Origin of the sequence: Hymenobacter caeli, from assembly GCF_013294115.1 — a bacterium.
Classification (GTDB): domain Bacteria; phylum Bacteroidota; class Bacteroidia; order Cytophagales; family Hymenobacteraceae; genus Hymenobacter; species Hymenobacter caeli.
Window position 1 is genome coordinate 294,765 of record NZ_JABSNP010000003.1, and the last position, 20,576, is coordinate 315,340.

The following is a 20,576-nucleotide window of genomic DNA, read 5'->3' on the forward strand; positions in this document are numbered from 1 at the left end:
CCGTTGTGATTCGTCGCGGCGGGGCTTTTTGCTGGGATTAACGTTCAATATCGTATCAACTGAAGGCGACCACTAAAAGCTAAGTGCCTCATTTGGAAATTATTTGTACACCAGATTGGGAAAATACCGACTTTAATTCTATCTTTGCACTCCCTTAGCGAAAACGGCACTCGGCCGTTTTCTTTTTGTGTACATAAATCTTCACAGAATGCCTGGCATCATCGGTAAGAAAATCGGTATGACAAGCCTCTTCACTCCGGACGGGAAAAATATTCCCTGCACGCTCATCGAAGCGGGTCCGTGCGTAGTGACGCAGGTTAAGACTATCGCTAACGACGGCTACACCGCCGTTCAGATTGGGTACGGCGAGAAAAAAGCGAAAAATACGACAAAGGCCCTGGCCGGTCACTTCGCTAAAGCCGGTACCACCCCCAAGAAAAAACTGGTTGAATTCCGTCTAGATGCGGAATCGACCTACGCTGCTGGCAATACCATTGATGCTTCGCTCTTCGCAGAAGGCGAATTCATTGATGTAGTTGGTACATCCAAAGGCAAAGGCTTTCAGGGCGTAGTGAAACGCTACAACTTTCAAGGTGTTGGTGGCCAGACCCACGGCCAGCACAACCGCCTGCGTCACCCCGGTTCTATCGGGGCGTGCTCGTGGCCTTCGCGCGTATTCAAAGGGATGCGCATGGGTGGCCGCATGGGCAACGACCGCGTCAAAATTCAAAATCTGAAGGTGATGCGCGTGGTGGCCGACAAGAATCTGATTCTGGTGAGCGGTTCGATACCCGGTGCCAAGAATTCTTACGTGGTCCTGGAGAAATAACCCGACGCAGCAATGGAACTCGCAGTATATAGCATCAAAGGCGAAGACACCGGCCGCAAGGTTACGCTGTCCGACGCCATTTTCGGGCTCGACATCAATGAGCATGTGATGTACCTGGACGTAAAGCAGTACTTGGCCAACCAGCGCCAGGGTACGCACAAGTCCAAGCAGCGCAACGAGGTGCACGGCACCACGAAGAAACTCAAGAAGCAAAAGGGCACGGGCGGTGCCCGCGCCGGCAGCATGAAGTCGGGTGTGTTCGTAGGCGGCGGCCGGATGTTCGGCCCGCAGCCCCGTGACTACAACTTCAAGCTTAACAAAAAGACCAAGCGCGTGGCCCGTCTCTCGGCCCTATCAAGCCTGGCTAAAGATGGTAAAATTTCCCTCGTGGAAAACATTGCCATGGACGCTCCTCGCACCAAGGATTTTGTTGCCATCATGGCCGGCCTCAAGCTGAACAACGGCAAGAAGACGATGCTCGTCACTGCTGAAGTGAATAAAAACGTTATCCTCAGCGCCCGTAACCTGCAGAAAGTAAAAGTGTCGACGCCGGTTGGTCTCAACACCCACGACTTGCTGAACACGGATACGCTCTTGATTTCGGAAGACGGTATGGCTTCGTTGATTCAACTCTATAGCACCGCTGAATAATGAGCACGCTGAAACGTCCGATCGTAACTGAGAAGGCCACGGGCCTGAACGAGAAAGGCCGCTACACCTTCGAGGTGGAGCGCACCGCTAATAAAGTGCAAATCAAGAAGGACATCGAGGCCCTATATGGTGTGACGGTGACCGACATCAACACGATGCGCACTATTGGCAAAATGAAGTCGAAGGCTACCCGCAGTGGACAGGCCACGGGCCGTCGGGCTCACGGCAAGAAAGCCATTGTAACCGTTAAAGAAGGCGACATCATCGACTTCTACGGTAACCTGTAGCATTATCCGCCGCAAAAGCACAACTAGCTAGTAATGGCACTTAAAAAACTCAGACCCACAACCCCAGGGCAGCGCTTCCGCGTTGCACCGGCGTTTGACGAGCTAACGACGTCAACTCCGGAGAAGTCGCTGATGACTTCCCTCAAGAAATCGGGTGGCCGGAACTCTTCCGGCAAGATGTCGAACCGCTATATCGGCGGGGGACACAAAACCCAGTACCGTATCGTGGACTTCAAGCGTGACAAGGCTGGTGTGCCCGCCACGGTGAAGACTATTGAGTACGACCCTAACCGCACCGCCCGCATCGCGCTGCTCGGCTACGCTGACGGTGAGAAGCGCTACATCATTGCGCCGGCCGGCCTCACGGTTGGTACGCAGGTGGTTTCGGGCCCCGGCGTCGCTCCCGAAGTTGGCAATACATTGCCGCTGCGCGAGATTCCTCTCGGTACCATTGTTCACAATATCGAATTGCAGCCCGGTCAAGGCGCGGCCATGGCCCGCTCGGCCGGTACTTACGCGCAGATTGTGGCCCGCGAAGAGCGTTACGCCACGCTGAAATTGCCTTCGGGCGAGATGCGCATGGTGCTCGTGACCTGCATGGCTACCGTGGGCACCGTTTCGAATGGTGACCACATGAACGTCCGGATGGGCAAAGCTGGTCGGAATCGTTGGGCTGGTCGTCGTCCTCGCGTTCGTGGCGTAGCTATGAACCCCGTTGATCACCCCATGGGTGGTGGCGAAGGTAAATCGTCGGGTGGCCATCCGCGCAGCCGTAACGGCCTGCTGGCCAAGGGCTACAAGACCCGCGACAAAAATAAGTATTCGGAGAACCTGATTGTGAGCCGCAAAGGCAAGAAGTAATATATGGCACGTTCACTCAAAAAAGGGCCGTACATTGACTTCCGGCTGGAAAAGAAAGTCACGGCACTCGAAACGGCCGGTAAAAAATCAGTGGTGAAGACTTGGTCACGCCGCTCGATGATTTCGCCGGATTTCGTGGGCCACACCTTCGCTGTTCACAACGGCAATAAGTTCATCCCGGTGTATGTGACCGAGAACATGGTAGGGCACAAGCTGGGTGAATTCGCCCCGACACGCAACTTCCGTGGTCACGTCGCCAAAAAAGATAAAGGCAAGCGCTAAGATGGAAGCAGTAGCAAAACTCCGCAATGTGCCTACCTCGCCGCGCAAGATGCGCTTGGTAGCCAACTTGGTCCGCGGCCAGAAAGTGACACGGGCTCTTGGCCTGCTCCGCTTTGAAGCCAACAGCGGTGCCGAGAAGATTGAGAAACTGCTCCTCTCGGCCTTGGCCAACTGGCAGCAGCACAACGAAGATCAGCGTATCGAAGAGGCCAACCTCTACATCAGCGAAATCTTCGTTGATGAAGGTCGGCAGCTGAAGCGCCTGCGTCCCGCCCCCCAAGGCCGGGGCCACCGCATCCGTAAGCGTAGCAACCATGTGACGTTGAAAATCGACACGATGATTGAAAAGGCTGGCAGCAAAGCCGCCCAAGCGCAAGCCGCCAATTCCGCCACCACTGAAAATCAGGCCGAGGCCAACTCATAAATCATATGGGACAGAAAGTAAATCCGGTTGGCTTCCGTCTAGGAGTCATCAAAGGCTGGGACTCGAACTGGTATGGCGGCAAGGACTTCGCCGAAAAATTGGTGGAGGACGAGAAAATCCGCAAGTACATCAACGCCCGCATTCAGAAAGGTGGCATCAGCCGCATTGTGATTGAGCGCACCCTCAAGCGTATCACCATCACCATCAACACGGCACGTCCGGGTGTGGTGATCGGCAAAGGCGGCCAGGAAGTTGATAAAATCAAGGACGAACTGAAGCAAATCACCAATAAGGATGTTCAGATCAACATCTTTGAGATTAAGCGTCCTGAGTTGGATGCTAAGTTGGTGGGCGAGAGTATCGCCCAGCAGTTGGCCGCTCGTATTTCGTTCCGTCGCGCCATGAAGATGTCCATCCAGGCCGCTATGCGGGTTGGGGCTGAAGGTATTAAGATTCAGTGCGGTGGCCGTTTGGGTGGCGCTGAAATTGCCCGCTCGGAGCAATACAAAGAGGGCCGCACGCCGCTGCACACCCTGCGTGCTGATATTGACTATGCTTTGTCAGAAGCTCAGACAGTGTATGGCAAAATAGGTATTAAAGTGTGGGTGATGCGCGGTGAGGTGTTCGGCAAGCCCGATTTGTCGCCGAACCAGCAGCAGACTAACCCCGGCGGCGATGTCGGCGGGCGCCGCGATGACCGCGGCCCGCGCGGTGAGCGCGGTGACCGTGGTGGTGATCGTGGCCCGCGCCGCGACCGTGGTGGTGACCGTGGCGGCAACGCCGCTGGTGGCGCTCCTGCTGGTGGTGCAGGCCGTAGCGATAGCAACGGCCCCCGTCGCAATGGCCCCGCCCAAGGCGGTGGTGCTGGTCGGGGGCCCCGTCGTTAGTCCCGCAAACTAAAAGACTGTTTCGGAATGTTAGGTCCCGTGGTCTAGCATCCCAAAACAGGTTTTTGCGGAGATGGTCCGCAATTCTCTAGTATTCTCTTTCTTATTTAATTTCTCATGTTACAACCGAAAAGGACCAAGTATCGCAAGATGCAAAAGGGTCGCGTGACTGGCCTAGCCTACCGCGGCAGCTCCATCGACTTCGGTTCGTTCGCTATCAAGTCGCTGGAAACGTCTTGGATTACGGCTCGCCAGATTGAGGCAGCCCGTATTGCCATGACTCGCGCCATGAAACGCGAAGGGCAAGTATGGATTCGCATTTTCCCCGACAAGCCGATTACCAAGAAACCCGCTGAAGTGCGGATGGGCAAGGGTAAGGGCTCGCCGGAGTATTGGGTGGCCTGTGTAAAACCAGGTCAGATTATGTTTGAATCGGATGGCGTGACGCTGGAAGTAGCGAAGGAGTCGCTCCGTTTGGCTTCCCAGAAGCTGCCCGTTCGGACGACCTTCGTGGTGCGCCGCGATTACGTTGAAGCCGCTGCCTAACATGAAAAACAAGACCGACCTCAAAGGCCTTTCCGCTGATGCGCTGAAAGAGCAAATTAAAACCGAGCGTGCCCAAGGCCAGCAATTGCGTTTCGCCCACGCCATCTCGCCGCTCGAAAATCCTTCCCGTCTGAAGGCTAGCCGCAAAAATGTTGCCCGTTTGCTCACCGAGCAGACTCGCCGCAATAACGAGCAGGCCATTAACCCCGCTCAATAATGGAACCAACTCAAGAGAAACTGTTGCCGGCCCACGACCCCGCATCTGACCGCAATGCGCGCAAGGAAATTGTCGGTAAAGTGACCAGCAGTAAGATGGAAAAATCCATCACGGTAGCCGTGGTTGAAAAGCAGAAACACCCCAAGTACGGGAAGTTTGTGACCAAGACCACCAAATTTCACGCTCACGACGAGAAGAATGAGTGTGGCGAAGGCGATACGGTGCGCATCATGAGCACCCGTCCGCTGAGTAAGATCAAGCGGTGGCGCTTGGTCGAAATCATTGAACGCGCTAAATAACCCAGACCGATGATCCAGCAAGAATCCCGCCTGACGGTGGCCGACAACAGCGGTGCCAAGGAAGTGCTCTGCATCCGCGTTCTGGGTGGCACGGGCAAGAAATACGCCAGCGTTGGCGATAAGATTGTGGTAGCCATAAAGTCGGCTATTCCTTCCGGCAACGCCAAGAAAGGTACCGTGAGCAAAGCAGTGGTGGTACGTACGAAGAAGGAAGTGCGCCGCAAAGACGGTAGCTATATCCGCTTCGACGACAATGCCGCCGTGTTGCTCAACAATAACGACGAGCCGCGCGGCACGCGCATCTTCGGGCCGGTGGCCCGCGAGTTGCGCGAACGCCAGTTTATGAAAATCGTATCGCTGGCCCCTGAAGTACTGTAAGCCATGGCTATTAACAAAGAATTGCCCGTCAAGCTGCATGTGAAGTCAGGCGACACCGTTAAAGTGATTGCCGGCGATGAGCGCGGTAAAACCGGTGTTATCAAATCGGTGAATCGGGTGACCCAGCGCGTAATCGTGGACGGCCTCAACCTGGTGACCAAGCACAACAAGCCGAGCGCCAAGTCGCCCCAGGGCGGCATCACCAAGATGGAGGCGCCCATGCACGTAAGTAACGTGCAGGCTATTGACCCCAAAACCGGTGAGCGGGTGCGTAAGAGCGCATCGGCCACGAAAAAGGCCTAATCAGCCCCTCGTATCATGGCCCGACTGAAAGATATATATCAAAAAGAGGTAGTACCGGCGCTCCAGGAGAAATTCCAGTTTAAGAGCATCATGCAGGTACCTCGCATCTCCAAAATCTGCATCAACCGCGGCATTGGCGCGGCGGTTGCTGACAAGAAGCTCGTGGACAACGGCGTGGAAGAGTTGACGACCATTACTGGTCAGAAAGCGGTTCCAACTATCGCCAAGCGTTCGGTGTCGAACTTTAAGCTTCGCGAAGGCATGCCTATCGGCGCAAAAGTGACCCTGCGCGGTGAGCGGATGTATGAGTTCATGGACCGTCTGCTGACGGTGGCTCTACCCCGTGTGCGCGACTTTAAAGGCATTAATGACAAAGGCTTTGATGGCCGCGGCAACTACACGCTAGGCGTGAAGGAGCAAATCATCTTCCCCGAAATTTCGATTGATAAAATCAAGAGCATCTCGGGCATGGATATCACCTTCGTGACCACCGCCGAGAACGATGAGCAGAGCTATGAGTTGCTCAAAGCATTCGGGATGCCGTTCGCCAACGCTAAAAAAGAAGCTTAATCTTCCGACATCATGGCTAAAGAATCCATTAAAGCACGGGAGCGCAAGCGCATTGCCACCGTGGCCCGTTACGCCGAGAAGCGTAAGGCTCTTAAAGCTGCCGGCGACTATGAAGGTCTCGACAAGCTACCTAAAAACGCTTCACCCGTGCGCCTGCACAACCGCGATATGATTGACGGTCGCCCCCGAGGCTACATGCGCAAGTTTGGCATTAGCCGCGTGCGTTTCCGTGAAATGGCTCTCGCCGGGAAAATTCCTGGTGTAACCAAGTCGAGTTGGTAGTACCAGTCAATGATATTCATCGGTTCCCAAGCTAAGGCCTTTTTGAGGCGTTAGCTTGGGAATTTTGATTTAAATCGGGCAAGAAAGCAGTTCAACTGTTTTTGATTTAATTTTGCATAAGTCCTGCACTTCTACTACCTTTGCACTCCGAAAAGTTGGGGAAGGCCCCAAATCCTTTGGCAGGTTGCCGAAAGAAACCATTGGCTGCACCGTCGCCGGGCAAGCCAAGTAGTCTTAACCGAAATTTCGTTGGTCCTACCGGGAGCCCAGCGAAATTTTCTTATCTTTGCGCTCCGAAAAAAGCGGCCGCATCTAGCATTCAATGAACACTGACCCTATCGCCGACTACCTGACCCGGGTGCGCAACGCCATCAAGGCGAACCACCGGGTGGTAGAAATCCCGGCCAGCAATATCAAAAAGGAAATTACGAAGGTGCTCTATCACAAAGGGTACATTCAGAGCTACCGGTTTGATGACGCGGCAGTACAGGGCACGATTAAAATCGCGCTTAAGTATAACCCGACTACCAAGGCTCCGGCCATCACCAAGCTTCAGCGCGTTTCGACGCCTGGTTTGCGTCAGTACGTTGCGGCCGATAACCTACCGCGGGTGCTCAGCGGTTTGGGCATCGCCATTATCTCGACTTCTAAGGGCGTGATGACGGAAAAGGAAGCCAAAACTGAAAACGTGGGTGGCGAGGTACTGTGCTTCGTGTACTAATTAGTAACCTGTATAGCTAATAGAACTATGTCACGTATTGGTAAACTGCCGATTGCTGTTCCCACCGGGGTCGCTATTTCGGTCGATAAAGACAACGCGGTGACGGTAAAGGGCCCCAAGGGTTCGCTGACCACGCAAGTGGACCGCGACATTGCCGTTGCCGTTGAAGACGGTACCCTCACCGTGACCCGCCCCACTGAGCAGAAGCGTCATAAGGCAATGCACGGCCTATACCGTTCCCTTATTAACAACATGGTACTCGGTGTAAGCAACGGCTTCACCAAGCAACTTGAGTTGGTGGGCGTGGGCTACAAAGCCACGTTGGCTGGTACTACGCTGGAGTTGGCCCTCGGCTACTCGCACAACGTGTACATCGCCCTGCCGAAAGAAGTGACTGCTACGGCCGTCACCGAAAAAGGTAAAAACCCAATTGTGACGCTTACGAGCATCGACAACCAGCTTTTAGGCCAAGTGGCTGCCAAGATTCGTTCCCTGCGCAAGGTTGAGCCCTATAAGGGCAAAGGCGTGCGCTTCGTGGGCGAGATTATCCGTCGTAAAGCTGGTAAGACAGCCTCTAAATAATTTCGCATCATGGCTTTTGACAAAGCAACCCGCAGAAAGCGGATCCAGCGCATCATCCGCACCAAGGTGGCTGGCACGTCCGAGCGACCACGGTTGTCGGTATTCCGTAGCAACACGGGAATCTACGCTCAGATTATTGACGACACGGCTGGCCGCACCTTGGCTTCGGCTTCGTCGAAACAGGTAACTGCCGAAGGCGGTAATGGCGTGGCCCTGGCCGCTGCCGTTGGCCGGCAGTTGGCGGTGGTAGCTCAGGAGAAAGGTATCTCGAAAGTGGTGTTCGACCGCTCAGGCTACTTGTATCACGGCCGCGTAAAATCATTGGCAGAAGGAGCCCGCGAAGGCGGCCTCAATTTCTAAAGTATCATGGCGCAAGAACGCGACAATAATCGTCCTGGCGGAGACCGTCAACGCAGCAATGACCGGGACCGCAACAAAGAAGCGAGCCGCATGGGCCCGGACTCCGATTTCAAAGAAAAAGTTGTCGCCATAAACCGCGTCGCTAAAGTAGTGAAAGGTGGTCGTCGCTTTAGCTTCTCTGCCATTGTGGTGGTGGGCGATGGCAATGGCACCGTGGGCTATGGCCTTGGTAAAGCTAACGAAGTAACCGACGCCATTGCCAAAGGCATTGACGATGCTAAAAAGAACCTGGTGAAGGTACCGATGTATAAGCACACCGTGCCTCACGTGATGCAGGGCAAGTACAGCGGTGGTTTTGTGCTGGTGCAGCCGGCTGCTGCTGGTACCGGCGTAATTGCCGGTGGTGCCATGCGTGCTGTGTTTGAGAGCGCCGGCATCAAAGATGTATTGGCTAAGTCGAAGGGTTCGTCGAATCCCCACAACGTGGTGAAAGCTACCTTTGACGCTTTGGCTAAAATGCGTGACCCGCTGCAAATTGCGCAGGCACGTGGTATTTCATTGTCCCGCGTATTCAACGGTTAATCGACGATGGCACAAATTCAAGTAAAGCTCGTGCGCAGCGTCATTGACCGCCCCGAGCGTCAGAAGCGCACCGTGAAGTCATTGGGCTTGGGCAAAATGAATAGCACTGCTGAGCACGAATCCAATCCAGCCATTTTGGGCATGGTGAAAAGTGTGCAGCATTTGGTGCAAGTAACCGAACTGTAGTTCTCCGAACGTTATGAATCTTAGTAATCTAAAACCTGCCGTTGGCTCTACCAAGAACCAAAAGCGAATTGGTCGGGGAGAAGGCTCGACCCGTGGCGGTACGTCGACCCGAGGGCACAAAGGTGCCAAGTCACGTTCAGGCTACAAGCGCAAATCGGGATTTGAAGGTGGCCAGATGCCCCTGCAACGTCGGGTACCCAAGTTTGGCTTCACCAACATCAACCGCATCGAGTACAAAGCCATCAACTTAGACGTATTGGCCTCGTTAGTTGAAAGCACGTCGGCCACTGTCTTGGACGCTGCTTATTTTGTGGCTAACGGGTTGGTGTCGAAGAACGCGAAAATCAAAGTTCTGGGCCGTGGTGAAGTCACCAGTGCTCTAGAGGTTCATGCTCACGCTTTTTCTAAATCGGCTATTGAAGCCATTGAAAAGGCGGGCGGCAAAGCGGTAACGCTCTAAAGCTCAATCAAAAGCAATGAATAAGTTTATCAACGCGATAAAAAACATCTTTGCGATTGAGGATTTGCGTACGCGAATCCTCAATACGCTTTTTTTCATTGCTATCTATCGTCTGGGCTCTTACGTGGTGCTGCCAGGCGTTGACCCAACCCGTTTGAAGACGGGAGCGGCAGGCTTGTTTGGCATTCTTGACACGTTGCTTGGCGGCGCTTTTAGTCATGCTTCCATTTTCGCGCTGGGCATCATGCCCTATATCTCGGCCAGTATTGTTCTGCAGTTGTTAACAATTGCAGTACCCTATTTCCAGAAGCTACAGAAGGAAGGTGAATCAGGTCGCAAGAAGATAAACCAGTACACTCGTATCCTCACGATACCCATTGTACTGGCTCAATCGGTTGGTTTTATCGCCACCATTAACGCGGAGGCCATTACCAATCCAGGCACGTTCTTCACAATTTCGACTATGCTTATCATCACGGCGGGAACGTTGTTTTGTATGTGGCTCGGTGAGAAGATCACCGATAAGGGGATTGGCAATGGTATATCCATGATTATCATGATTGGCATCGTGTCACGGCTACCTGGTGCCATCATCGGGGAGGCAGCTGCAAAGGGAGTGAATAAGTCGTTGATATTTCTGCTGGAACTGGTTGTGCTTTTCCTGGTTGTGATGGCCGTAATCGTCTTGACGCAGGCTGTTCGCCGTATCGCAGTGCAGTACGCCAAGCAAGTAGGTGGTACTACACAGCTTGATGCGCAGCGCCAGTTTATCCCGTTGAAAGTAAATGCTGCTGGCGTAATGCCCATCATCTTCGCTCAATCGTTGATGTTCGTGCCGGCAATCGCTGCCTCTGTTTGGCAAAATAAGAGTGACCTTGCCAGCTATATTGGAGTCAAGTTTTCGGACTACACCTCTTGGCAATACAACTTAACGTTTGGAATTCTGATCGTTGTGTTTACCTATTTCTACACGGCAATCAGCGTCAATCCTAATCAAATTGCCGATGACTTGAAACGTAGTGGTGGTTTTGTGCCGGGCGTCAAGCCGGGCCGCGATACTTCGGAATTTATTGATGAGATTCTGACCCGCATTACATTGCCAGGCGCTATTGCACTTGCAGCCATCGCCATTTTCCCGGCTATCGCATTGTTGTTGGGCGTCACTCGTCCATTCTCAGCGTTCTACGGTGGTACATCACTCATCATTATGGTAGGCGTAGTACTGGATACGGTAAACCAAGTGCAGAGCTACCTACTGATGCAGCACTACGATGGCATGATGAAATCGGGCCGGGTGCGGGGACGGTCGCAAAACGTGGCCTTGGCCTCGTAAGCGGTTATCATGGCAAGCGGTAGTATTCAATATAAAACAGAAGAAGAAATTGATCTTATCCGTGCTAGCGCGCAGGTGTTGGCTAAGGCTCACGGGGAAGTAGCGGGTCTGGTAAAAGAAGGAGCAACTACCCGGCAGCTTGACCAGCGGGCCGAGGAGTTTATCCGGGACCACGGTGGCATCCCTTCTTTCAAAGGCTACAATAAGTTTCCCTTTAGCCTGTGCCTTTCACCTAATTCGGTGGTGGTGCACGGCTTCGCTACGGATGAGCCGTTGCGAAATGGTGATATTTTGTCGGTTGACTGTGGTGTCTTTCTTAACGGATACCACGCCGATAGTGCTTACACTTACCCAATCGGGGAGGTGTCCCCGGAAATACTGGTTCTGTTGCGAGAAACCAAAGCAAGCCTGTACAAAGGGATTGAGAAAGCGGTGAGCGGCAACCGTGTTGGTGACATTAGCTATGCCATTCAGAACCATGTGGGGCCCTTGGGCTACGGTGTGGTTCGGGAGTTGGTGGGACACGGCGTAGGCGCTAAGTTGCACGAGAAACCTGAAGTACCGAATTATGGCAAGCGGGGAGCCGGTCCGCTGCTGCAAACGGGTTTAGTATTGGCCATTGAGCCGATGGTAAACTTGGGCAAGAAGGATGTGGTGCAGGAAGCGGATGGGTGGACGATTCGCACCAAGGACCGCAAACCCTCGGCGCACTTTGAGCACACCGTTGTTGTTAGAAAGGATAAGGCGGAGATTCTCACGTCTTTTGAATACATCGAAAAAGCATTGCAGTAGCCCTTTATGGCAAAACAAGCCTCTATTGAGCAGGACGGTACCATCCTCGAAGCCCTTTCCAACGCCATGTTTCGCGTGGAGTTGGAAAACGGTCACCAGTTGATTGCCCACATTTCGGGTAAGATGCGGATGCACTATATTAAAATTCTGCCGGGGGATAAAGTGAAGCTCGAAATGTCACCCTACGATTTGTCGAAGGGCCGAATTAAATACCGTTACAAATAACCCCGTCATGAAAGTCAAGACCTCGGTGAAAAAGCGCAGCGTGGACTGCAAACTTGTCCGCCGCAATGGCAAGCTGTACGTCATCAATAAGAAGAACCCTCGCTACAAACAGCGTCAGGGTTAAAAAACATTTTTAAGAATCCCGGAGCCTTGGGTACTGGCCACTGCGGTGGCTGCCTTCCAAGTTGCTGCCGGGTTTCCGTCCGCAAATACATAACTAAACCACATGGCTCGTATCGCAGGGGTAGACATCCCGGACAACAAGCGCGGCGAAATCGCCCTGACTTACATCTTCGGCATTGGCCGGAGCAACTCCCAGAAAATTCTGGTGAAAGCTGGGGTCGACATCAACAAGAAGGTGAAGGACTGGACCGATGAGGAGTCGGGGGCCATCCGCGCCATTATTGCTGCTGAGCACAAGACCGAAGGCGTGTTGCGCTCGGAGGTGACCACCAACATCAAGCGTTTGATGGACATTGGTTGCTACCGGGGCTTGCGGCACCGCAAGGGCCTGCCGGTGCGCGGCCAGCGCACCAAGAATAATTCGCGCACCCGCAAGGGCAAGCGCAAGACGGTGGCCGGCAAGAAGAAGGCAACTAAATAAACTCTAGTGGGAATCGGTGCTAGTGGCCGCGGGTAACGTACCTAGGCTGCCAGTCCCAACACCTCCTGCATTTTTCGCGATAACCAAATGGCACAAAAAAGAAAAGACAAAGCTAAGAAGCGCGTTGTCGTGGTGGAGCAGGTTGGACAGGTGCATATCCGTGCCTCGTTCAACAACATCATCATCTCCATCACTAACAACAACGGACAAGTAATTTCGTGGGCTTCGGCCGGCAAAATGGGCTTCCGTGGCTCAAAGAAGAACACACCGTATGCCGCCCAAATGGCTATGAGTGACTGCGGCAAAGTGGCCCACGACCTGGGTATGCGCAAAGCCGAAGTGTTTGTGAAAGGCCCGGGTTCGGGCCGTGAGTCGGCCATCCGCGCCCTGGGTAACGTGGGCATCGAGGTGACGACCATCCGCGACGTAACGCCGCTGCCGCACAACGGCTGCCGCCCGCCCAAGCGCCGTCGCGTCTGATTATTCACCCCTGATTTTATCCTAACATGGCACGTTATACCGGCCCCACGTCCAAGATTGCCCGTCGCTTCGCCGAGCCGATTTTCGGCCCGGACAAGGCACTCAACAAGAAAAATTACCCTCCAGGCCAGCACGGCCGCGGCCGCCGTAAGAAGCAGTCGGAATATGCTGTGCAGTTGATGGAGAAGCAGAAAGTGAAGTACATGTACGGAATGCTCGAAAAACAATTCGAGAACTTGTTCCATAAAGCGGCTTCGCTGCCCGGCATCACTGGCGACAACTTGTTGGCGTTGCTGGAAGGCCGCCTCGATAACACAGTATATCGGTTGGGTATTGCTTCAACGCGCCGCGCTGCTCGCCAGTTGGTGGGCCACAAGCACATCACGGTGAACGGCGAAGTGGTTAATATCCCTTCGTACCACCTGCGGCCTGGCGACATTGTGGCTGTACGCGAGAAGTCAAAATCGCTCGAAGCTATTACTACAAGCTTGTCGGTTCGCAACTCGCGCCAGTTCTCGTGGCTAGAGTGGGACGGCAAAGAGTTGGCTGGCAAATTTATAAATGCGCCGTCGCGCGAGTTGATTCCGGAGAAAATCACGGAGCAGCTCATAGTCGAGTTGTATTCGAAGTAATTGCACTGCGCCAACTGGGTGCGGCCTGGCAAATCGCCGGGCCGCATTCGTGCGTAATGCATTCCTCATTTTAAATCGTTTTTAACGCCTCATCTATGTCAATCTTAGCTTTTCAGATGCCGGAGAAAGTAGTAATGGAGAAATCCGACGACTTCACCGGGACGTTTGAATTTAAACCGCTCGAGAAGGGCTACGGCGTGACCATTGGTAACGCGCTGCGCCGCATCCTGCTGTCGTCGCTGGAGGGGTTTGCCATCACGTCGGTGCGCACCAATAGTGTGCTGCACGAGTTTTCGACGATTGAAGGGGTGATTGAGGATATGTCCGAAATCATCCTGAACCTAAAAATGGTGCGCCTCAAGAAAGTGAGCGATGCCATTCCGGATAAAATTACGGTGCGCGTGAAAGGCCAAGATACTTTTTCGGGAGCAGACATTAGCAAGTTTGCCAGTGGCTTCCAGGTGCTGAACCCGGACCACGTGATTTGCCACGTGGACCCCAGCAAAGAGCTGGAATTTGAGCTGACCATCAACCGGGGTCGCGGTTATGTGCCGGCCGACGAGAATAAGCAAACTGACCACGTATTTGGCCAAATTGCCATTGATGCTATTTACACGCCTATTAAGAACGTGAAATACAGCATCGAAAATACTCGGGTAGAGCAAAAGACCGACTACGAGAAGCTCATCCTGGAGATTCAGACCGACGGTTCCATTCATCCGGAAGAAGCTCTGAAAGGAGCAGCCAATATCCTGATTCAACACTTTATGCTGTTTTCGGACAGCACAATGGCTACCGTAGGCGCCCGCGTGGTGGAAGACGAGCCCATTGACGAGGAAACCATGCAGATGCGCAAAATGCTGAAGACCCCGTTGGAAGACATGGAGTTGAGTGTGCGCGCCAAGAACTGCCTCAAAGCTGCTGATATCAAGACGATGGGCGAGCTAGTGACTTTAGAAATTGCGGATATGATGAAGTTTCGCAATTTCGGTAAGAAGAGCCTCACCGAGTTGGAGAATTTGGTGGAAGAGCGCGGTCTGGAGTTCGGGATGGACTTGAGCAAGTACCGGCTCGAGGAAGACTAGCAGTTGATGTGGAGATGTAAGAATGTGGAGACGTGCTTGTCACCAACCGTAGCTTTCGCCTCCACATTTCTTTTTTACAGATTTTTTACATTTTTGACCAGTGCGCCCGAGGGGCAGCGGTTCTAATGAGGTTTTGACCCGCCGTGGTCGTTGCCCGCAAGCGCACATTTACTTTTCAGTCCCATGCGACACGGAAAAAAGATTAACCATTTGGGCCGGACTACCGCCCATCGCCATGCGATGTTATCGAACATGGCTACATCGCTTATCCTGCACAAGCGCGTAACCACGACGGTAGCCAAGGCTAAGGCCTTGCGCCAGTACGTAGAGCCGCTGCTCACCAAATCAAAAGAGGATACGACGCATTCGCGCCGGATGGTGTTTGCTCAATTGCAAGAAAAAGAAGCTATCAAGGAGCTATTTGGTGAAGTAGCTGGCAAGATTGCCAACCGTCCTGGTGGCTACACCCGCATTATTAAACTGAGCGATTCGCGGCTCGGCGACAACGCTGAAATGTGCGTAATTGAGTTGGTTGACTACAACGAAACCTTACTTGAAGCCAAGAATGCCGGTGCTGAGAAGGCTACCACGACGCGTCGGTCGCGCCGCCGCTCGGGTGGTACCGCGCCGGTTGCCGGCGATGCTGCCGTGACTTCGGCTACCGAAGTGACGGGCGAAGCCGTAGCTCCTGACGCTACTGTGCAGCAGTCGGCCCCGGAAGATACCCCCACCGAAACGGTGAAGGATGGCGAGAGCCGCGACGAGGCTAAGGCCGACGCGTAAGCTTTCGAGGTTTGATTTTGAAAAGGGATGCCCCTCGCGGGGCATCCCTTTTTTTGTTGGGTTTTGGGCGAGGAAGCTCGTGGGATTTTTGCGGCAGCTCAACGGAATTTTCGGTGGGTTGGCGGACTATGCGGCGGGGCCGGCGGCGGGGTAGGCGTGCTTTGAAGCATTCAATCACACTCTGCGCGGCTAGGCCGCTTTGCGTTATGAAAGTCATTTTGCTTCTGCGTTACCTCTTGCTTTGGGCCGTGCTGCTACCGGGGGCCCCAGGGGCCTGGGTGCAAACTGCTGCGGCGGAATCCGTATTTGCCGGAGCACCGCTGGAAACCATTGAGGCGGGCAAGGAGAAGTTTGCGCTGTTTGATAAAGTGTTTTATGATAATCAGTTATTTTTGCTGGGCGAGGCGCACGGGGTGCGGGGGCCCCAAGCGCTTGATTTTGCATTGCTGAAGTACCTGAACGCCCGGGCAGGGGTGCGCACCTACGTGGCGGAAGTGGATTGCGCCAAGGCCTATTACCTGAACGAGTACCTGCGTACGGGTCAGGACAGCACCCTGCGGCTAGTGTTCAGGAGTTGGGTAGCCGGCCGGGCGCAGTGGGCCAACCAGGAGTTCTACCAGAAAATCCAACGCATCAGGGCCTTGAACCAGACGCTGCCGGCGGCGCGGCGCATCCGGTTCGTTGGGCTCGATGCGTTGCAGGACTTGCCCCTGGCGGCTGACTACCTCGCGGTGCTGCTGCGCACGGCACCGCTGGCGCCGGGGGCGCGCAGCCGCATCGATTCGGTGGTGGCGGTGCTGCGGCAACCGGGGGCCCCGGGGCTAATGGGGGTGGCGCGGCGGGCGCTGGCCGGTGTGGGGCCCGAAGCTAGGTGCGATGACCTACGCCACGCGCTGGCGAATGCGGCCTACGACCTACGGGCGGGGCGGCGGGAGGACAACATTTTTGTCAATTTCCAGGCGCTGGTGCAGACGAAGCGGCTGGCCCACGAGAAGCTATACGGAATGTGGGGCCTGGGCCACGTGCTGCAAAGCCCGCTGCAAAATGGCTTTTCGGACTTGGCGGCCCGCATCCGGCAGCGTGCGCTGCCGATGCACGACAAGGTGGTATCGGTGCTGTGCGTATTCAGCGAGTGCCGGATGCTGTACCCGACGGACGGCCTGCCGGGGCCCTGGCAGGCAGCGGGGCAGCCGTACACCGTCACCGACAAATTTAACCACGACGGGCCCCTAGTAACGGTAACTGGCCTGGCCGACCTGAAGCAGCGCACCGCGCCGGGCAGCACTACGCTGGTGCGGCTCGACGCGCCGGGGGCCACTGCTACCCGCCAGCCCATTCAGCTGCGCTACGCACCGGGCATGCCGCTGGAGCAGCAGATGCAATTCCGCCCCGAGCTGCCGGCCACGGCTTACGTGCAGTACCTGGTGCTGGTGCGCGGCTCGGGCCCCGTGACGCCGCTGGGGCCCCCAGAAGCGGCGGTAACCAGCCGCGGCCAGTAGCACAGCTGCTGCGCCGGCTTAGTGCACGAACTTAGCTGGGGGCCCCAGGCTGGCCGCCAGCTACCTTGGCCACTATTAACAACCCGTTTCGCATGAATGCTTTTCCTGCTGCGCCGCGGCTTTCGCGCTCGGACCTGGGGCTGGTGGCCGCCTACTGGCTCGTGGTGGGGCCCATCCTGCTGGTGCAGTACGGGGCCGATACTGGCTGGGGCTGGGCCCGGACGCTGCCGGTGGTGGGGGCCACGGTGCTGCTGGATACGGCCACGGTGGGCCTGCTGGTAGGCGGGCTGCTGCCGCTGTTCCTGAACCGGCGGCACTGGCTGGGCCTGGCACTACTGCCCCTGTTTTTGGGGCTGAGCGGCTGGGCTTACGTCAGCGTCTACGGGGCCCTGCTGGGGCACGCGGCGCCACTGTCGGGGGCGTGGCTGGTGCTCGGGGCCGTGGCCCACGCCAAAAGCTACGGCCTGCTGGCGGTGCTGCTGACCGGCAAGCGCTACTTCGAGGCGCAGCAAAAGGTGTTGCAGCTGCGGCAGGCCCAAACAGAGAGCGAGCTGCGCTACCTCAAGGCCCAGATTGACCCGCACTTTCTGTTCAACAACCTCAACGTGCTGCGGGGCCTCATCCAGCACGACCCGGCCGAGGCCCACGAGTACCTGACCCGCTTCGCCGCGCTCTACCGTTTTTTGATTCGCCACAAGGACGACGACTTTGTGACGCTGGCCGAGGAGTTGCAATTCGTGGACGAATACATTTACCTGCTGCGCCACCGCTTCGGGGCGGCCTACGAATTTCGGCAGGAGCTGCCCGCGGCGGCCGAGCTGCACCGGCTGCTGGTGGTGCCGGGCACGGTGCAGCTGCTGGTCGAAAACGCCATCAAGCACAACGCCGGCGACGACGACGACCCGCTGCGCATCACCATCGGGGCCGCCGCTGGGGCCCTAAGTGTATCCCACCCACGCCGGCCCAAGCGCACGGCCGTCGATTCGCTGGGCACGGGGCTGGCCAACCTGCGCGAGCGGTACCGGCTGCTGGCCGGCCAGGAAATCGCCGTGATGGCCACCGCTGCCACCTTTGCCGTGGCCGTGCCGCTGGTGGCGCTGGCCCCGGGGCCCCCCAAGCCCGCTGCCCGATGAACATCCTGATTCTGGAAGACGAGGAGTTGGCCGCCCGCCAAACGGTGGATTTTCTGGTCCGCGCCGGGCTGGCCCCGCCGGCCCCGCCCGTGCTACGGAGCGTGGCCAAGGCGCTGGCCTGGCTGGAAACGCACCCCATGCCGGACCTGATTTTCTCCGACATCGAGTTGCTCGATGGCAACGTGTTTGGGCTCTACGAGCAGTTTCGGGTGACGTGTCCGGTCATTTTTACCACCGCCTACGACCAGTTTCTGCTGCCCGCGTTCCGGGGCAATGGCATTGCCTACCTGCTCAAACCGTTCGACTACGCCCAGTTTCGGGAAGCCCTGGACAAGTACCAGCTGCTGGCCGGTGGCCCCAGCGCCAGCGCCGGGGCCCCCACGCTGAGCCCCGAGGTGCTGCGCGCGCTGGCCCAGGCGCTGCACCCGCCGCCGGGGCCCCAATACAAGCAGCGGTTTTCGGTGCGGATGTGCAACGGCCTCTACGTGCTGCCCGTGGCCGAGGTGGCCTACGTGCAGGCCGACGCGGGCGTGGCCTTCGCCGTGGACGCGGCCGGCGCGCGCTACCCGCTGGCCGGCACCCTGGCCGAGGTGGAGCGCCAGCTCGACCCCGCCCACTTCGGCCGCCTCAACCGCTCCGAGCTGGTCAACATTGCCTTCGTGGCGCGCGTGGAGGCCTACTTCAACAACCGGCTGGCGGTGCAGCTGCGCACCCAGCCCGCGGCGGTGCTCACCACCAGCGCGGCCCAAACGCCCGAGTTCCGGCGGTGGCTGGAAGGGTAGAGGCCCGGCGCGTATTATTTTACCGTGTTGCGTGGGGCCCCAGTGGGGAGCTAAAAGCGGAATGAGTACCTTGCCGCCACAACGCGCCGCGGCGGGCATTGGGGCCACCGGGGCGGGTTTTTGGAAACTTTCTCCCCAACCAAACCTCATTTTAATGAGCATCATTTCGCAAATTCACGCCCGCCAGATTTTCGATTCGCGCGGCAACCCCACCATCGAAGTGGACGTGACCACCGACAGCGGGGCCACGGGCCGCGCCGCCGTGCCCAGCGGGGCCAGCACCGGCGTGCACGAAGCCGTGGAGCTGCGCGACGGCGACAAAGCCATGTACCAAGGCAAGGGCGTGCTTAAAGCGGTGGAAAACGTGAATACCACGCTGGCCGAAGAGCTGGTGGGCTTCTCGGTGTACGAGCAGGGCCTGATCGACAAAATTATGATCGAGCTCGACGGCACCCCCAACAAGGGCAACCTCGGGGCCAACGCCATCCTGGGCGTGAGCCTGGCCGCGGCCCGCGCCGCCGCCCAGGACGCCGGCATGCCGCTGTACCGCTACGTGGGCGGCGTGGGCGCCACCACCCTGCCCGTGCCGATGATGAATATCCTCAACGGCGGCTCGCACGCCGACAACAAGATTGACTTCCAGGAGTTTATGGTGATGCCCGTGGGCGCCAGCTCGTTCAGCGAGGCGTTGCGCTGGGGCACCGACATCTTCCACACCCTCAAAACGGTGCTGAAGAAAAAGGGCTACAGCACCAACGTGGGCGACGAGGGCGGCTTTGCCCCCGACATTCAGAGCAACGAGGAGGCCATCCAGATTGTGCTGCAAGCCATTGAGCAGGCCGGCTACAAGCCCGGCGAGCAGGTGATGATTGCCCTCGACCCCGCCGCGTCGGAGTTCTTTGAGGACGGCCACTACCACTTCAAAAAGAGCACCGGCGACAAGCTGACGCCCGCGCAGATGGTGAGCTACTGGGCCGACTGGGCCAACAAATACCCGATTATCAGCCTCGAAGACGGCCTGGCCGAAGACGACTGGACCGGCTGGAAGCTGGTGAGCGAGCAGCTGGGCAAGAAAATCCAGCTCGTGGGCGACGACCTGTTCGTGACCAACGTGGAGCGTATCCAGAAGGGCATCGACGAGCACATTGCCAACGCCATCCTCATCAAAGTGAACCAGATCGGTACCCTCACCGAAACGATTGACGCCGTGAGCCTGGGCCGCCGCAACGGCTACAAGTCCATCATGAGCCACCGCTCGGGCGAAACCGAGGACAGCACCATCGCCGACCTGGCCGTGGCCCTGAACACCGGCCAAATCAAAACCGGCTCGGCCTCGCGCTCCGACCGCATGGCCAAGTACAACCAACTGCTGCGCATAGAGGAAGAACTGGGCGAAATCGCCTATTTCCCCGGCCGCAAAATGTAGATTTGCTTGTTATGGCTGTTAATTGATAAGCCCCCGCCGTGCCAAACAGCGGGGGCTTTTGCGTAGCTTTAGGACCCGTTAAGCGGCAAATTGAT

33 protein-coding genes are annotated in these 20,576 nt (G+C 56.4%); all 33 read left to right on the forward strand.

The genetic code is table 11. The features are described from left to right. Positions 1 to 208: 208 nt before the first annotated feature. The 33 genes from rplC (at position 209) to eno (ending at position 20,481) form a co-directional block, all read left to right on the forward strand. The gene (gene rplC / locus HNP98_RS04670; protein WP_173808881.1) at positions 209 to 829 is read left to right on the forward strand and encodes a 50S ribosomal protein L3; all 621 of its coding nucleotides are present in this window, start codon (positions 209 to 211) and stop codon (positions 827 to 829) included. Between the two features lie 12 nt (positions 830 to 841). Continuing rightward, positions 842 to 1,480, forward strand: coding sequence for a 50S ribosomal protein L4 (gene rplD, locus HNP98_RS04675; protein WP_173808882.1), 639 nt, complete (start codon positions 842 to 844; stop codon positions 1,478 to 1,480). After that, entirely contained in the window at positions 1,480 to 1,767 is a 288-nt protein-coding gene (gene rplW, locus HNP98_RS04680) for a 50S ribosomal protein L23 (RefSeq protein ID WP_068236408.1), read from the forward strand. The genes rplD and rplW overlap by 1 nt, the downstream gene beginning before the upstream one ends. A gap of 33 nt (positions 1,768 to 1,800) precedes the next feature. Then, the gene (gene rplB / locus HNP98_RS04685; protein ID WP_173808883.1) at positions 1,801 to 2,628 is read left to right on the forward strand and encodes a 50S ribosomal protein L2; all 828 of its coding nucleotides are present in this window, start codon (positions 1,801 to 1,803) and stop codon (positions 2,626 to 2,628) included. Between the two features lie 3 nt (positions 2,629 to 2,631). After that, positions 2,632 to 2,910 carry a 30S ribosomal protein S19 gene (gene rpsS, locus HNP98_RS04690; RefSeq protein WP_068191730.1) on the forward strand — a complete coding sequence of 93 codons (279 nt, stop codon included), beginning with the start codon at positions 2,632 to 2,634 and terminating at the stop codon, positions 2,908 to 2,910. Position 2,911: 1 nt separating this feature from the next. Then, positions 2,912 to 3,334 (forward strand): 50S ribosomal protein L22, encoded by a 423-nt coding sequence (rplV, locus tag HNP98_RS04695; protein ID WP_173808884.1) that lies wholly within the window; start codon positions 2,912 to 2,914, stop codon positions 3,332 to 3,334. 5 nt (positions 3,335 to 3,339) lie between these two features. After that, positions 3,340 to 4,221, forward strand: a complete 882-nt coding sequence (rpsC, locus tag HNP98_RS04700; RefSeq protein WP_217425650.1) for a 30S ribosomal protein S3 — start codon at positions 3,340 to 3,342, stop codon at positions 4,219 to 4,221. 117 nt (positions 4,222 to 4,338) lie between these two features. Next, the gene (gene rplP / locus HNP98_RS04705) at positions 4,339 to 4,767 is read left to right on the forward strand and encodes a 50S ribosomal protein L16 (protein ID WP_068236399.1); all 429 of its coding nucleotides are present in this window, start codon (positions 4,339 to 4,341) and stop codon (positions 4,765 to 4,767) included. A 1-nt stretch (position 4,768) separates the two neighbouring features. Next, entirely contained in the window at positions 4,769 to 4,984 is a 216-nt protein-coding gene (gene rpmC / locus HNP98_RS04710) for a 50S ribosomal protein L29 (RefSeq protein WP_173808885.1), read from the forward strand. Further along, the gene (gene rpsQ / locus HNP98_RS04715) at positions 4,984 to 5,283 is read left to right on the forward strand and encodes a 30S ribosomal protein S17 (protein WP_173808886.1); all 300 of its coding nucleotides are present in this window, start codon (positions 4,984 to 4,986) and stop codon (positions 5,281 to 5,283) included. The genes rpmC and rpsQ overlap by 1 nt, the downstream gene beginning before the upstream one ends. A gap of 9 nt (positions 5,284 to 5,292) precedes the next feature. Next, positions 5,293 to 5,661 carry a 50S ribosomal protein L14 gene (gene rplN / locus HNP98_RS04720; RefSeq protein ID WP_046246583.1) on the forward strand — a complete coding sequence of 123 codons (369 nt, stop codon included), beginning with the start codon at positions 5,293 to 5,295 and terminating at the stop codon, positions 5,659 to 5,661. A 3-nt stretch (positions 5,662 to 5,664) separates the two neighbouring features. Further along, positions 5,665 to 5,964 carry a 50S ribosomal protein L24 gene (rplX, locus tag HNP98_RS04725; protein ID WP_173808887.1) on the forward strand — a complete coding sequence of 100 codons (300 nt, stop codon included), beginning with the start codon at positions 5,665 to 5,667 and terminating at the stop codon, positions 5,962 to 5,964. A 15-nt stretch (positions 5,965 to 5,979) separates the two neighbouring features. Then, positions 5,980 to 6,534 (forward strand): 50S ribosomal protein L5, encoded by a 555-nt coding sequence (gene rplE / locus HNP98_RS04730; RefSeq protein ID WP_173808888.1) that lies wholly within the window; start codon positions 5,980 to 5,982, stop codon positions 6,532 to 6,534. A gap of 12 nt (positions 6,535 to 6,546) precedes the next feature. Further along, on the forward strand, positions 6,547 to 6,816 hold the full coding sequence (gene rpsN / locus HNP98_RS04735; protein ID WP_035567891.1) for a 30S ribosomal protein S14: 270 nt from the start codon (positions 6,547 to 6,549) through the stop codon (positions 6,814 to 6,816). A gap of 322 nt (positions 6,817 to 7,138) precedes the next feature. After that, positions 7,139 to 7,537 (forward strand): 30S ribosomal protein S8, encoded by a 399-nt coding sequence (gene rpsH, locus HNP98_RS04740; protein ID WP_068236389.1) that lies wholly within the window; start codon positions 7,139 to 7,141, stop codon positions 7,535 to 7,537. A gap of 27 nt (positions 7,538 to 7,564) precedes the next feature. After that, positions 7,565 to 8,119: a 50S ribosomal protein L6 gene (rplF, locus tag HNP98_RS04745; RefSeq protein ID WP_173808889.1), complete on the forward strand. Its 555-nt coding sequence runs from the start codon at positions 7,565 to 7,567 to the stop codon at positions 8,117 to 8,119. Positions 8,120 to 8,128: 9 nt separating this feature from the next. Beyond that, positions 8,129 to 8,479 (forward strand): 50S ribosomal protein L18, encoded by a 351-nt coding sequence (gene rplR, locus HNP98_RS04750; RefSeq protein WP_068236383.1) that lies wholly within the window; start codon positions 8,129 to 8,131, stop codon positions 8,477 to 8,479. A 90-nt stretch (positions 8,480 to 8,569) separates the two neighbouring features. After that, the gene (gene rpsE, locus HNP98_RS04755; protein WP_070744285.1) at positions 8,570 to 9,061 is read left to right on the forward strand and encodes a 30S ribosomal protein S5; all 492 of its coding nucleotides are present in this window, start codon (positions 8,570 to 8,572) and stop codon (positions 9,059 to 9,061) included. A gap of 6 nt (positions 9,062 to 9,067) precedes the next feature. After that, positions 9,068 to 9,247, forward strand: coding sequence for a 50S ribosomal protein L30 (gene rpmD, locus HNP98_RS04760; protein ID WP_173808890.1), 180 nt, complete (start codon positions 9,068 to 9,070; stop codon positions 9,245 to 9,247). A gap of 13 nt (positions 9,248 to 9,260) precedes the next feature. Next, entirely contained in the window at positions 9,261 to 9,707 is a 447-nt protein-coding gene (gene rplO, locus HNP98_RS04765) for a 50S ribosomal protein L15 (RefSeq protein ID WP_173808891.1), read from the forward strand. A 16-nt stretch (positions 9,708 to 9,723) separates the two neighbouring features. Next, the gene (gene secY, locus HNP98_RS04770; protein WP_173808892.1) at positions 9,724 to 11,040 is read left to right on the forward strand and encodes a preprotein translocase subunit SecY; all 1,317 of its coding nucleotides are present in this window, start codon (positions 9,724 to 9,726) and stop codon (positions 11,038 to 11,040) included. A gap of 9 nt (positions 11,041 to 11,049) precedes the next feature. Next, positions 11,050 to 11,832 (forward strand): type I methionyl aminopeptidase, encoded by a 783-nt coding sequence (gene map, locus HNP98_RS04775; protein WP_173808893.1) that lies wholly within the window; start codon positions 11,050 to 11,052, stop codon positions 11,830 to 11,832. Positions 11,833 to 11,838: 6 nt separating this feature from the next. Then, positions 11,839 to 12,057 (forward strand): translation initiation factor IF-1, encoded by a 219-nt coding sequence (gene infA / locus HNP98_RS04780; protein WP_035567874.1) that lies wholly within the window; start codon positions 11,839 to 11,841, stop codon positions 12,055 to 12,057. Between the two features lie 7 nt (positions 12,058 to 12,064). After that, positions 12,065 to 12,181 (forward strand): 50S ribosomal protein L36, encoded by a 117-nt coding sequence (rpmJ, locus tag HNP98_RS04785; RefSeq protein WP_044016053.1) that lies wholly within the window; start codon positions 12,065 to 12,067, stop codon positions 12,179 to 12,181. A 102-nt stretch (positions 12,182 to 12,283) separates the two neighbouring features. After that, positions 12,284 to 12,661, forward strand: coding sequence for a 30S ribosomal protein S13 (rpsM, locus tag HNP98_RS04790; RefSeq protein ID WP_046246596.1), 378 nt, complete (start codon positions 12,284 to 12,286; stop codon positions 12,659 to 12,661). Positions 12,662 to 12,748: 87 nt separating this feature from the next. Beyond that, positions 12,749 to 13,141, forward strand: a complete 393-nt coding sequence (gene rpsK / locus HNP98_RS04795) for a 30S ribosomal protein S11 (protein WP_035567868.1) — start codon at positions 12,749 to 12,751, stop codon at positions 13,139 to 13,141. A 26-nt stretch (positions 13,142 to 13,167) separates the two neighbouring features. Then, positions 13,168 to 13,773: a 30S ribosomal protein S4 gene (rpsD, locus tag HNP98_RS04800; protein WP_173808894.1), complete on the forward strand. Its 606-nt coding sequence runs from the start codon at positions 13,168 to 13,170 to the stop codon at positions 13,771 to 13,773. A 95-nt stretch (positions 13,774 to 13,868) separates the two neighbouring features. Next, on the forward strand, positions 13,869 to 14,858 hold the full coding sequence (locus tag HNP98_RS04805) for a DNA-directed RNA polymerase subunit alpha (RefSeq protein WP_173808895.1): 990 nt from the start codon (positions 13,869 to 13,871) through the stop codon (positions 14,856 to 14,858). A gap of 183 nt (positions 14,859 to 15,041) precedes the next feature. Then, on the forward strand, positions 15,042 to 15,641 hold the full coding sequence (gene rplQ / locus HNP98_RS04810; RefSeq protein ID WP_173808896.1) for a 50S ribosomal protein L17: 600 nt from the start codon (positions 15,042 to 15,044) through the stop codon (positions 15,639 to 15,641). Positions 15,642 to 15,847: 206 nt separating this feature from the next. After that, on the forward strand, positions 15,848 to 17,140 hold the full coding sequence (locus HNP98_RS22185) for an erythromycin esterase family protein (RefSeq protein ID WP_173808897.1): 1,293 nt from the start codon (positions 15,848 to 15,850) through the stop codon (positions 17,138 to 17,140). A gap of 92 nt (positions 17,141 to 17,232) precedes the next feature. After that, a complete protein-coding gene (locus HNP98_RS04820; RefSeq protein ID WP_173808898.1) occupies positions 17,233 to 18,273 on the forward strand; it encodes a sensor histidine kinase in 1,041 nt (346 codons plus the stop codon). Then, positions 18,270 to 19,055: a LytR/AlgR family response regulator transcription factor gene (locus tag HNP98_RS04825; RefSeq protein WP_173808899.1), complete on the forward strand. Its 786-nt coding sequence runs from the start codon at positions 18,270 to 18,272 to the stop codon at positions 19,053 to 19,055. Before HNP98_RS04820 ends, HNP98_RS04825 begins: the two co-directional genes overlap by 4 nt. Positions 19,056 to 19,209: 154 nt before the next feature. Further along, positions 19,210 to 20,481, forward strand: a complete 1,272-nt coding sequence (gene eno, locus HNP98_RS04830; RefSeq protein WP_173808900.1) for a phosphopyruvate hydratase — start codon at positions 19,210 to 19,212, stop codon at positions 20,479 to 20,481. Positions 20,482 to 20,576 lie beyond the last annotated feature (95 nt).

What these genes read in the sequence shown, in the direction of transcription:
- rplC (WP_173808881.1), top strand. Translation starts at nt 209, where the DNA reads ATGCCTGGCATCATCGGTAAGAAAATCGGTATGACAAGCCTCTTCACT.
- rplD (WP_173808882.1), top strand. Translation starts at nt 842, where the DNA reads ATGGAACTCGCAGTATATAGCATCAAAGGCGAAGACACCGGCCGCAAG.
- rplW (WP_068236408.1), top strand. Translation starts at nt 1,480, where the DNA reads ATGAGCACGCTGAAACGTCCGATCGTAACTGAGAAGGCCACGGGCCTG.
- rplB (WP_173808883.1), top strand. Translation starts at nt 1,801, where the DNA reads ATGGCACTTAAAAAACTCAGACCCACAACCCCAGGGCAGCGCTTCCGC.
- rpsS (WP_068191730.1), top strand. Translation starts at nt 2,632, where the DNA reads ATGGCACGTTCACTCAAAAAAGGGCCGTACATTGACTTCCGGCTGGAA.
- rplV (WP_173808884.1), top strand. Translation starts at nt 2,912, where the DNA reads ATGGAAGCAGTAGCAAAACTCCGCAATGTGCCTACCTCGCCGCGCAAG.
- rpsC (WP_217425650.1), top strand. Translation starts at nt 3,340, where the DNA reads ATGGGACAGAAAGTAAATCCGGTTGGCTTCCGTCTAGGAGTCATCAAA.
- rplP (WP_068236399.1), top strand. Translation starts at nt 4,339, where the DNA reads ATGTTACAACCGAAAAGGACCAAGTATCGCAAGATGCAAAAGGGTCGC.
- rpmC (WP_173808885.1), top strand. Translation starts at nt 4,769, where the DNA reads ATGAAAAACAAGACCGACCTCAAAGGCCTTTCCGCTGATGCGCTGAAA.
- rpsQ (WP_173808886.1), top strand. Translation starts at nt 4,984, where the DNA reads ATGGAACCAACTCAAGAGAAACTGTTGCCGGCCCACGACCCCGCATCT.
- rplN (WP_046246583.1), top strand. Translation starts at nt 5,293, where the DNA reads ATGATCCAGCAAGAATCCCGCCTGACGGTGGCCGACAACAGCGGTGCC.
- rplX (WP_173808887.1), top strand. Translation starts at nt 5,665, where the DNA reads ATGGCTATTAACAAAGAATTGCCCGTCAAGCTGCATGTGAAGTCAGGC.
- rplE (WP_173808888.1), top strand. Translation starts at nt 5,980, where the DNA reads ATGGCCCGACTGAAAGATATATATCAAAAAGAGGTAGTACCGGCGCTC.
- rpsN (WP_035567891.1), top strand. Translation starts at nt 6,547, where the DNA reads ATGGCTAAAGAATCCATTAAAGCACGGGAGCGCAAGCGCATTGCCACC.
- rpsH (WP_068236389.1), top strand. Translation starts at nt 7,139, where the DNA reads ATGAACACTGACCCTATCGCCGACTACCTGACCCGGGTGCGCAACGCC.
- rplF (WP_173808889.1), top strand. Translation starts at nt 7,565, where the DNA reads ATGTCACGTATTGGTAAACTGCCGATTGCTGTTCCCACCGGGGTCGCT.
- rplR (WP_068236383.1), top strand. Translation starts at nt 8,129, where the DNA reads ATGGCTTTTGACAAAGCAACCCGCAGAAAGCGGATCCAGCGCATCATC.
- rpsE (WP_070744285.1), top strand. Translation starts at nt 8,570, where the DNA reads ATGGGCCCGGACTCCGATTTCAAAGAAAAAGTTGTCGCCATAAACCGC.
- rpmD (WP_173808890.1), top strand. Translation starts at nt 9,068, where the DNA reads ATGGCACAAATTCAAGTAAAGCTCGTGCGCAGCGTCATTGACCGCCCC.
- rplO (WP_173808891.1), top strand. Translation starts at nt 9,261, where the DNA reads ATGAATCTTAGTAATCTAAAACCTGCCGTTGGCTCTACCAAGAACCAA.
- secY (WP_173808892.1), top strand. Translation starts at nt 9,724, where the DNA reads ATGAATAAGTTTATCAACGCGATAAAAAACATCTTTGCGATTGAGGAT.
- map (WP_173808893.1), top strand. Translation starts at nt 11,050, where the DNA reads ATGGCAAGCGGTAGTATTCAATATAAAACAGAAGAAGAAATTGATCTT.
- infA (WP_035567874.1), top strand. Translation starts at nt 11,839, where the DNA reads ATGGCAAAACAAGCCTCTATTGAGCAGGACGGTACCATCCTCGAAGCC.
- rpmJ (WP_044016053.1), top strand. Translation starts at nt 12,065, where the DNA reads ATGAAAGTCAAGACCTCGGTGAAAAAGCGCAGCGTGGACTGCAAACTT.
- rpsM (WP_046246596.1), top strand. Translation starts at nt 12,284, where the DNA reads ATGGCTCGTATCGCAGGGGTAGACATCCCGGACAACAAGCGCGGCGAA.
- rpsK (WP_035567868.1), top strand. Translation starts at nt 12,749, where the DNA reads ATGGCACAAAAAAGAAAAGACAAAGCTAAGAAGCGCGTTGTCGTGGTG.
- rpsD (WP_173808894.1), top strand. Translation starts at nt 13,168, where the DNA reads ATGGCACGTTATACCGGCCCCACGTCCAAGATTGCCCGTCGCTTCGCC.
- HNP98_RS04805 (WP_173808895.1), top strand. Translation starts at nt 13,869, where the DNA reads ATGTCAATCTTAGCTTTTCAGATGCCGGAGAAAGTAGTAATGGAGAAA.
- rplQ (WP_173808896.1), top strand. Translation starts at nt 15,042, where the DNA reads ATGCGACACGGAAAAAAGATTAACCATTTGGGCCGGACTACCGCCCAT.
- HNP98_RS22185 (WP_173808897.1), top strand. Translation starts at nt 15,848, where the DNA reads ATGAAAGTCATTTTGCTTCTGCGTTACCTCTTGCTTTGGGCCGTGCTG.
- HNP98_RS04820 (WP_173808898.1), top strand. Translation starts at nt 17,233, where the DNA reads ATGAATGCTTTTCCTGCTGCGCCGCGGCTTTCGCGCTCGGACCTGGGG.
- HNP98_RS04825 (WP_173808899.1), top strand. Translation starts at nt 18,270, where the DNA reads ATGAACATCCTGATTCTGGAAGACGAGGAGTTGGCCGCCCGCCAAACG.
- eno (WP_173808900.1), top strand. Translation starts at nt 19,210, where the DNA reads ATGAGCATCATTTCGCAAATTCACGCCCGCCAGATTTTCGATTCGCGC.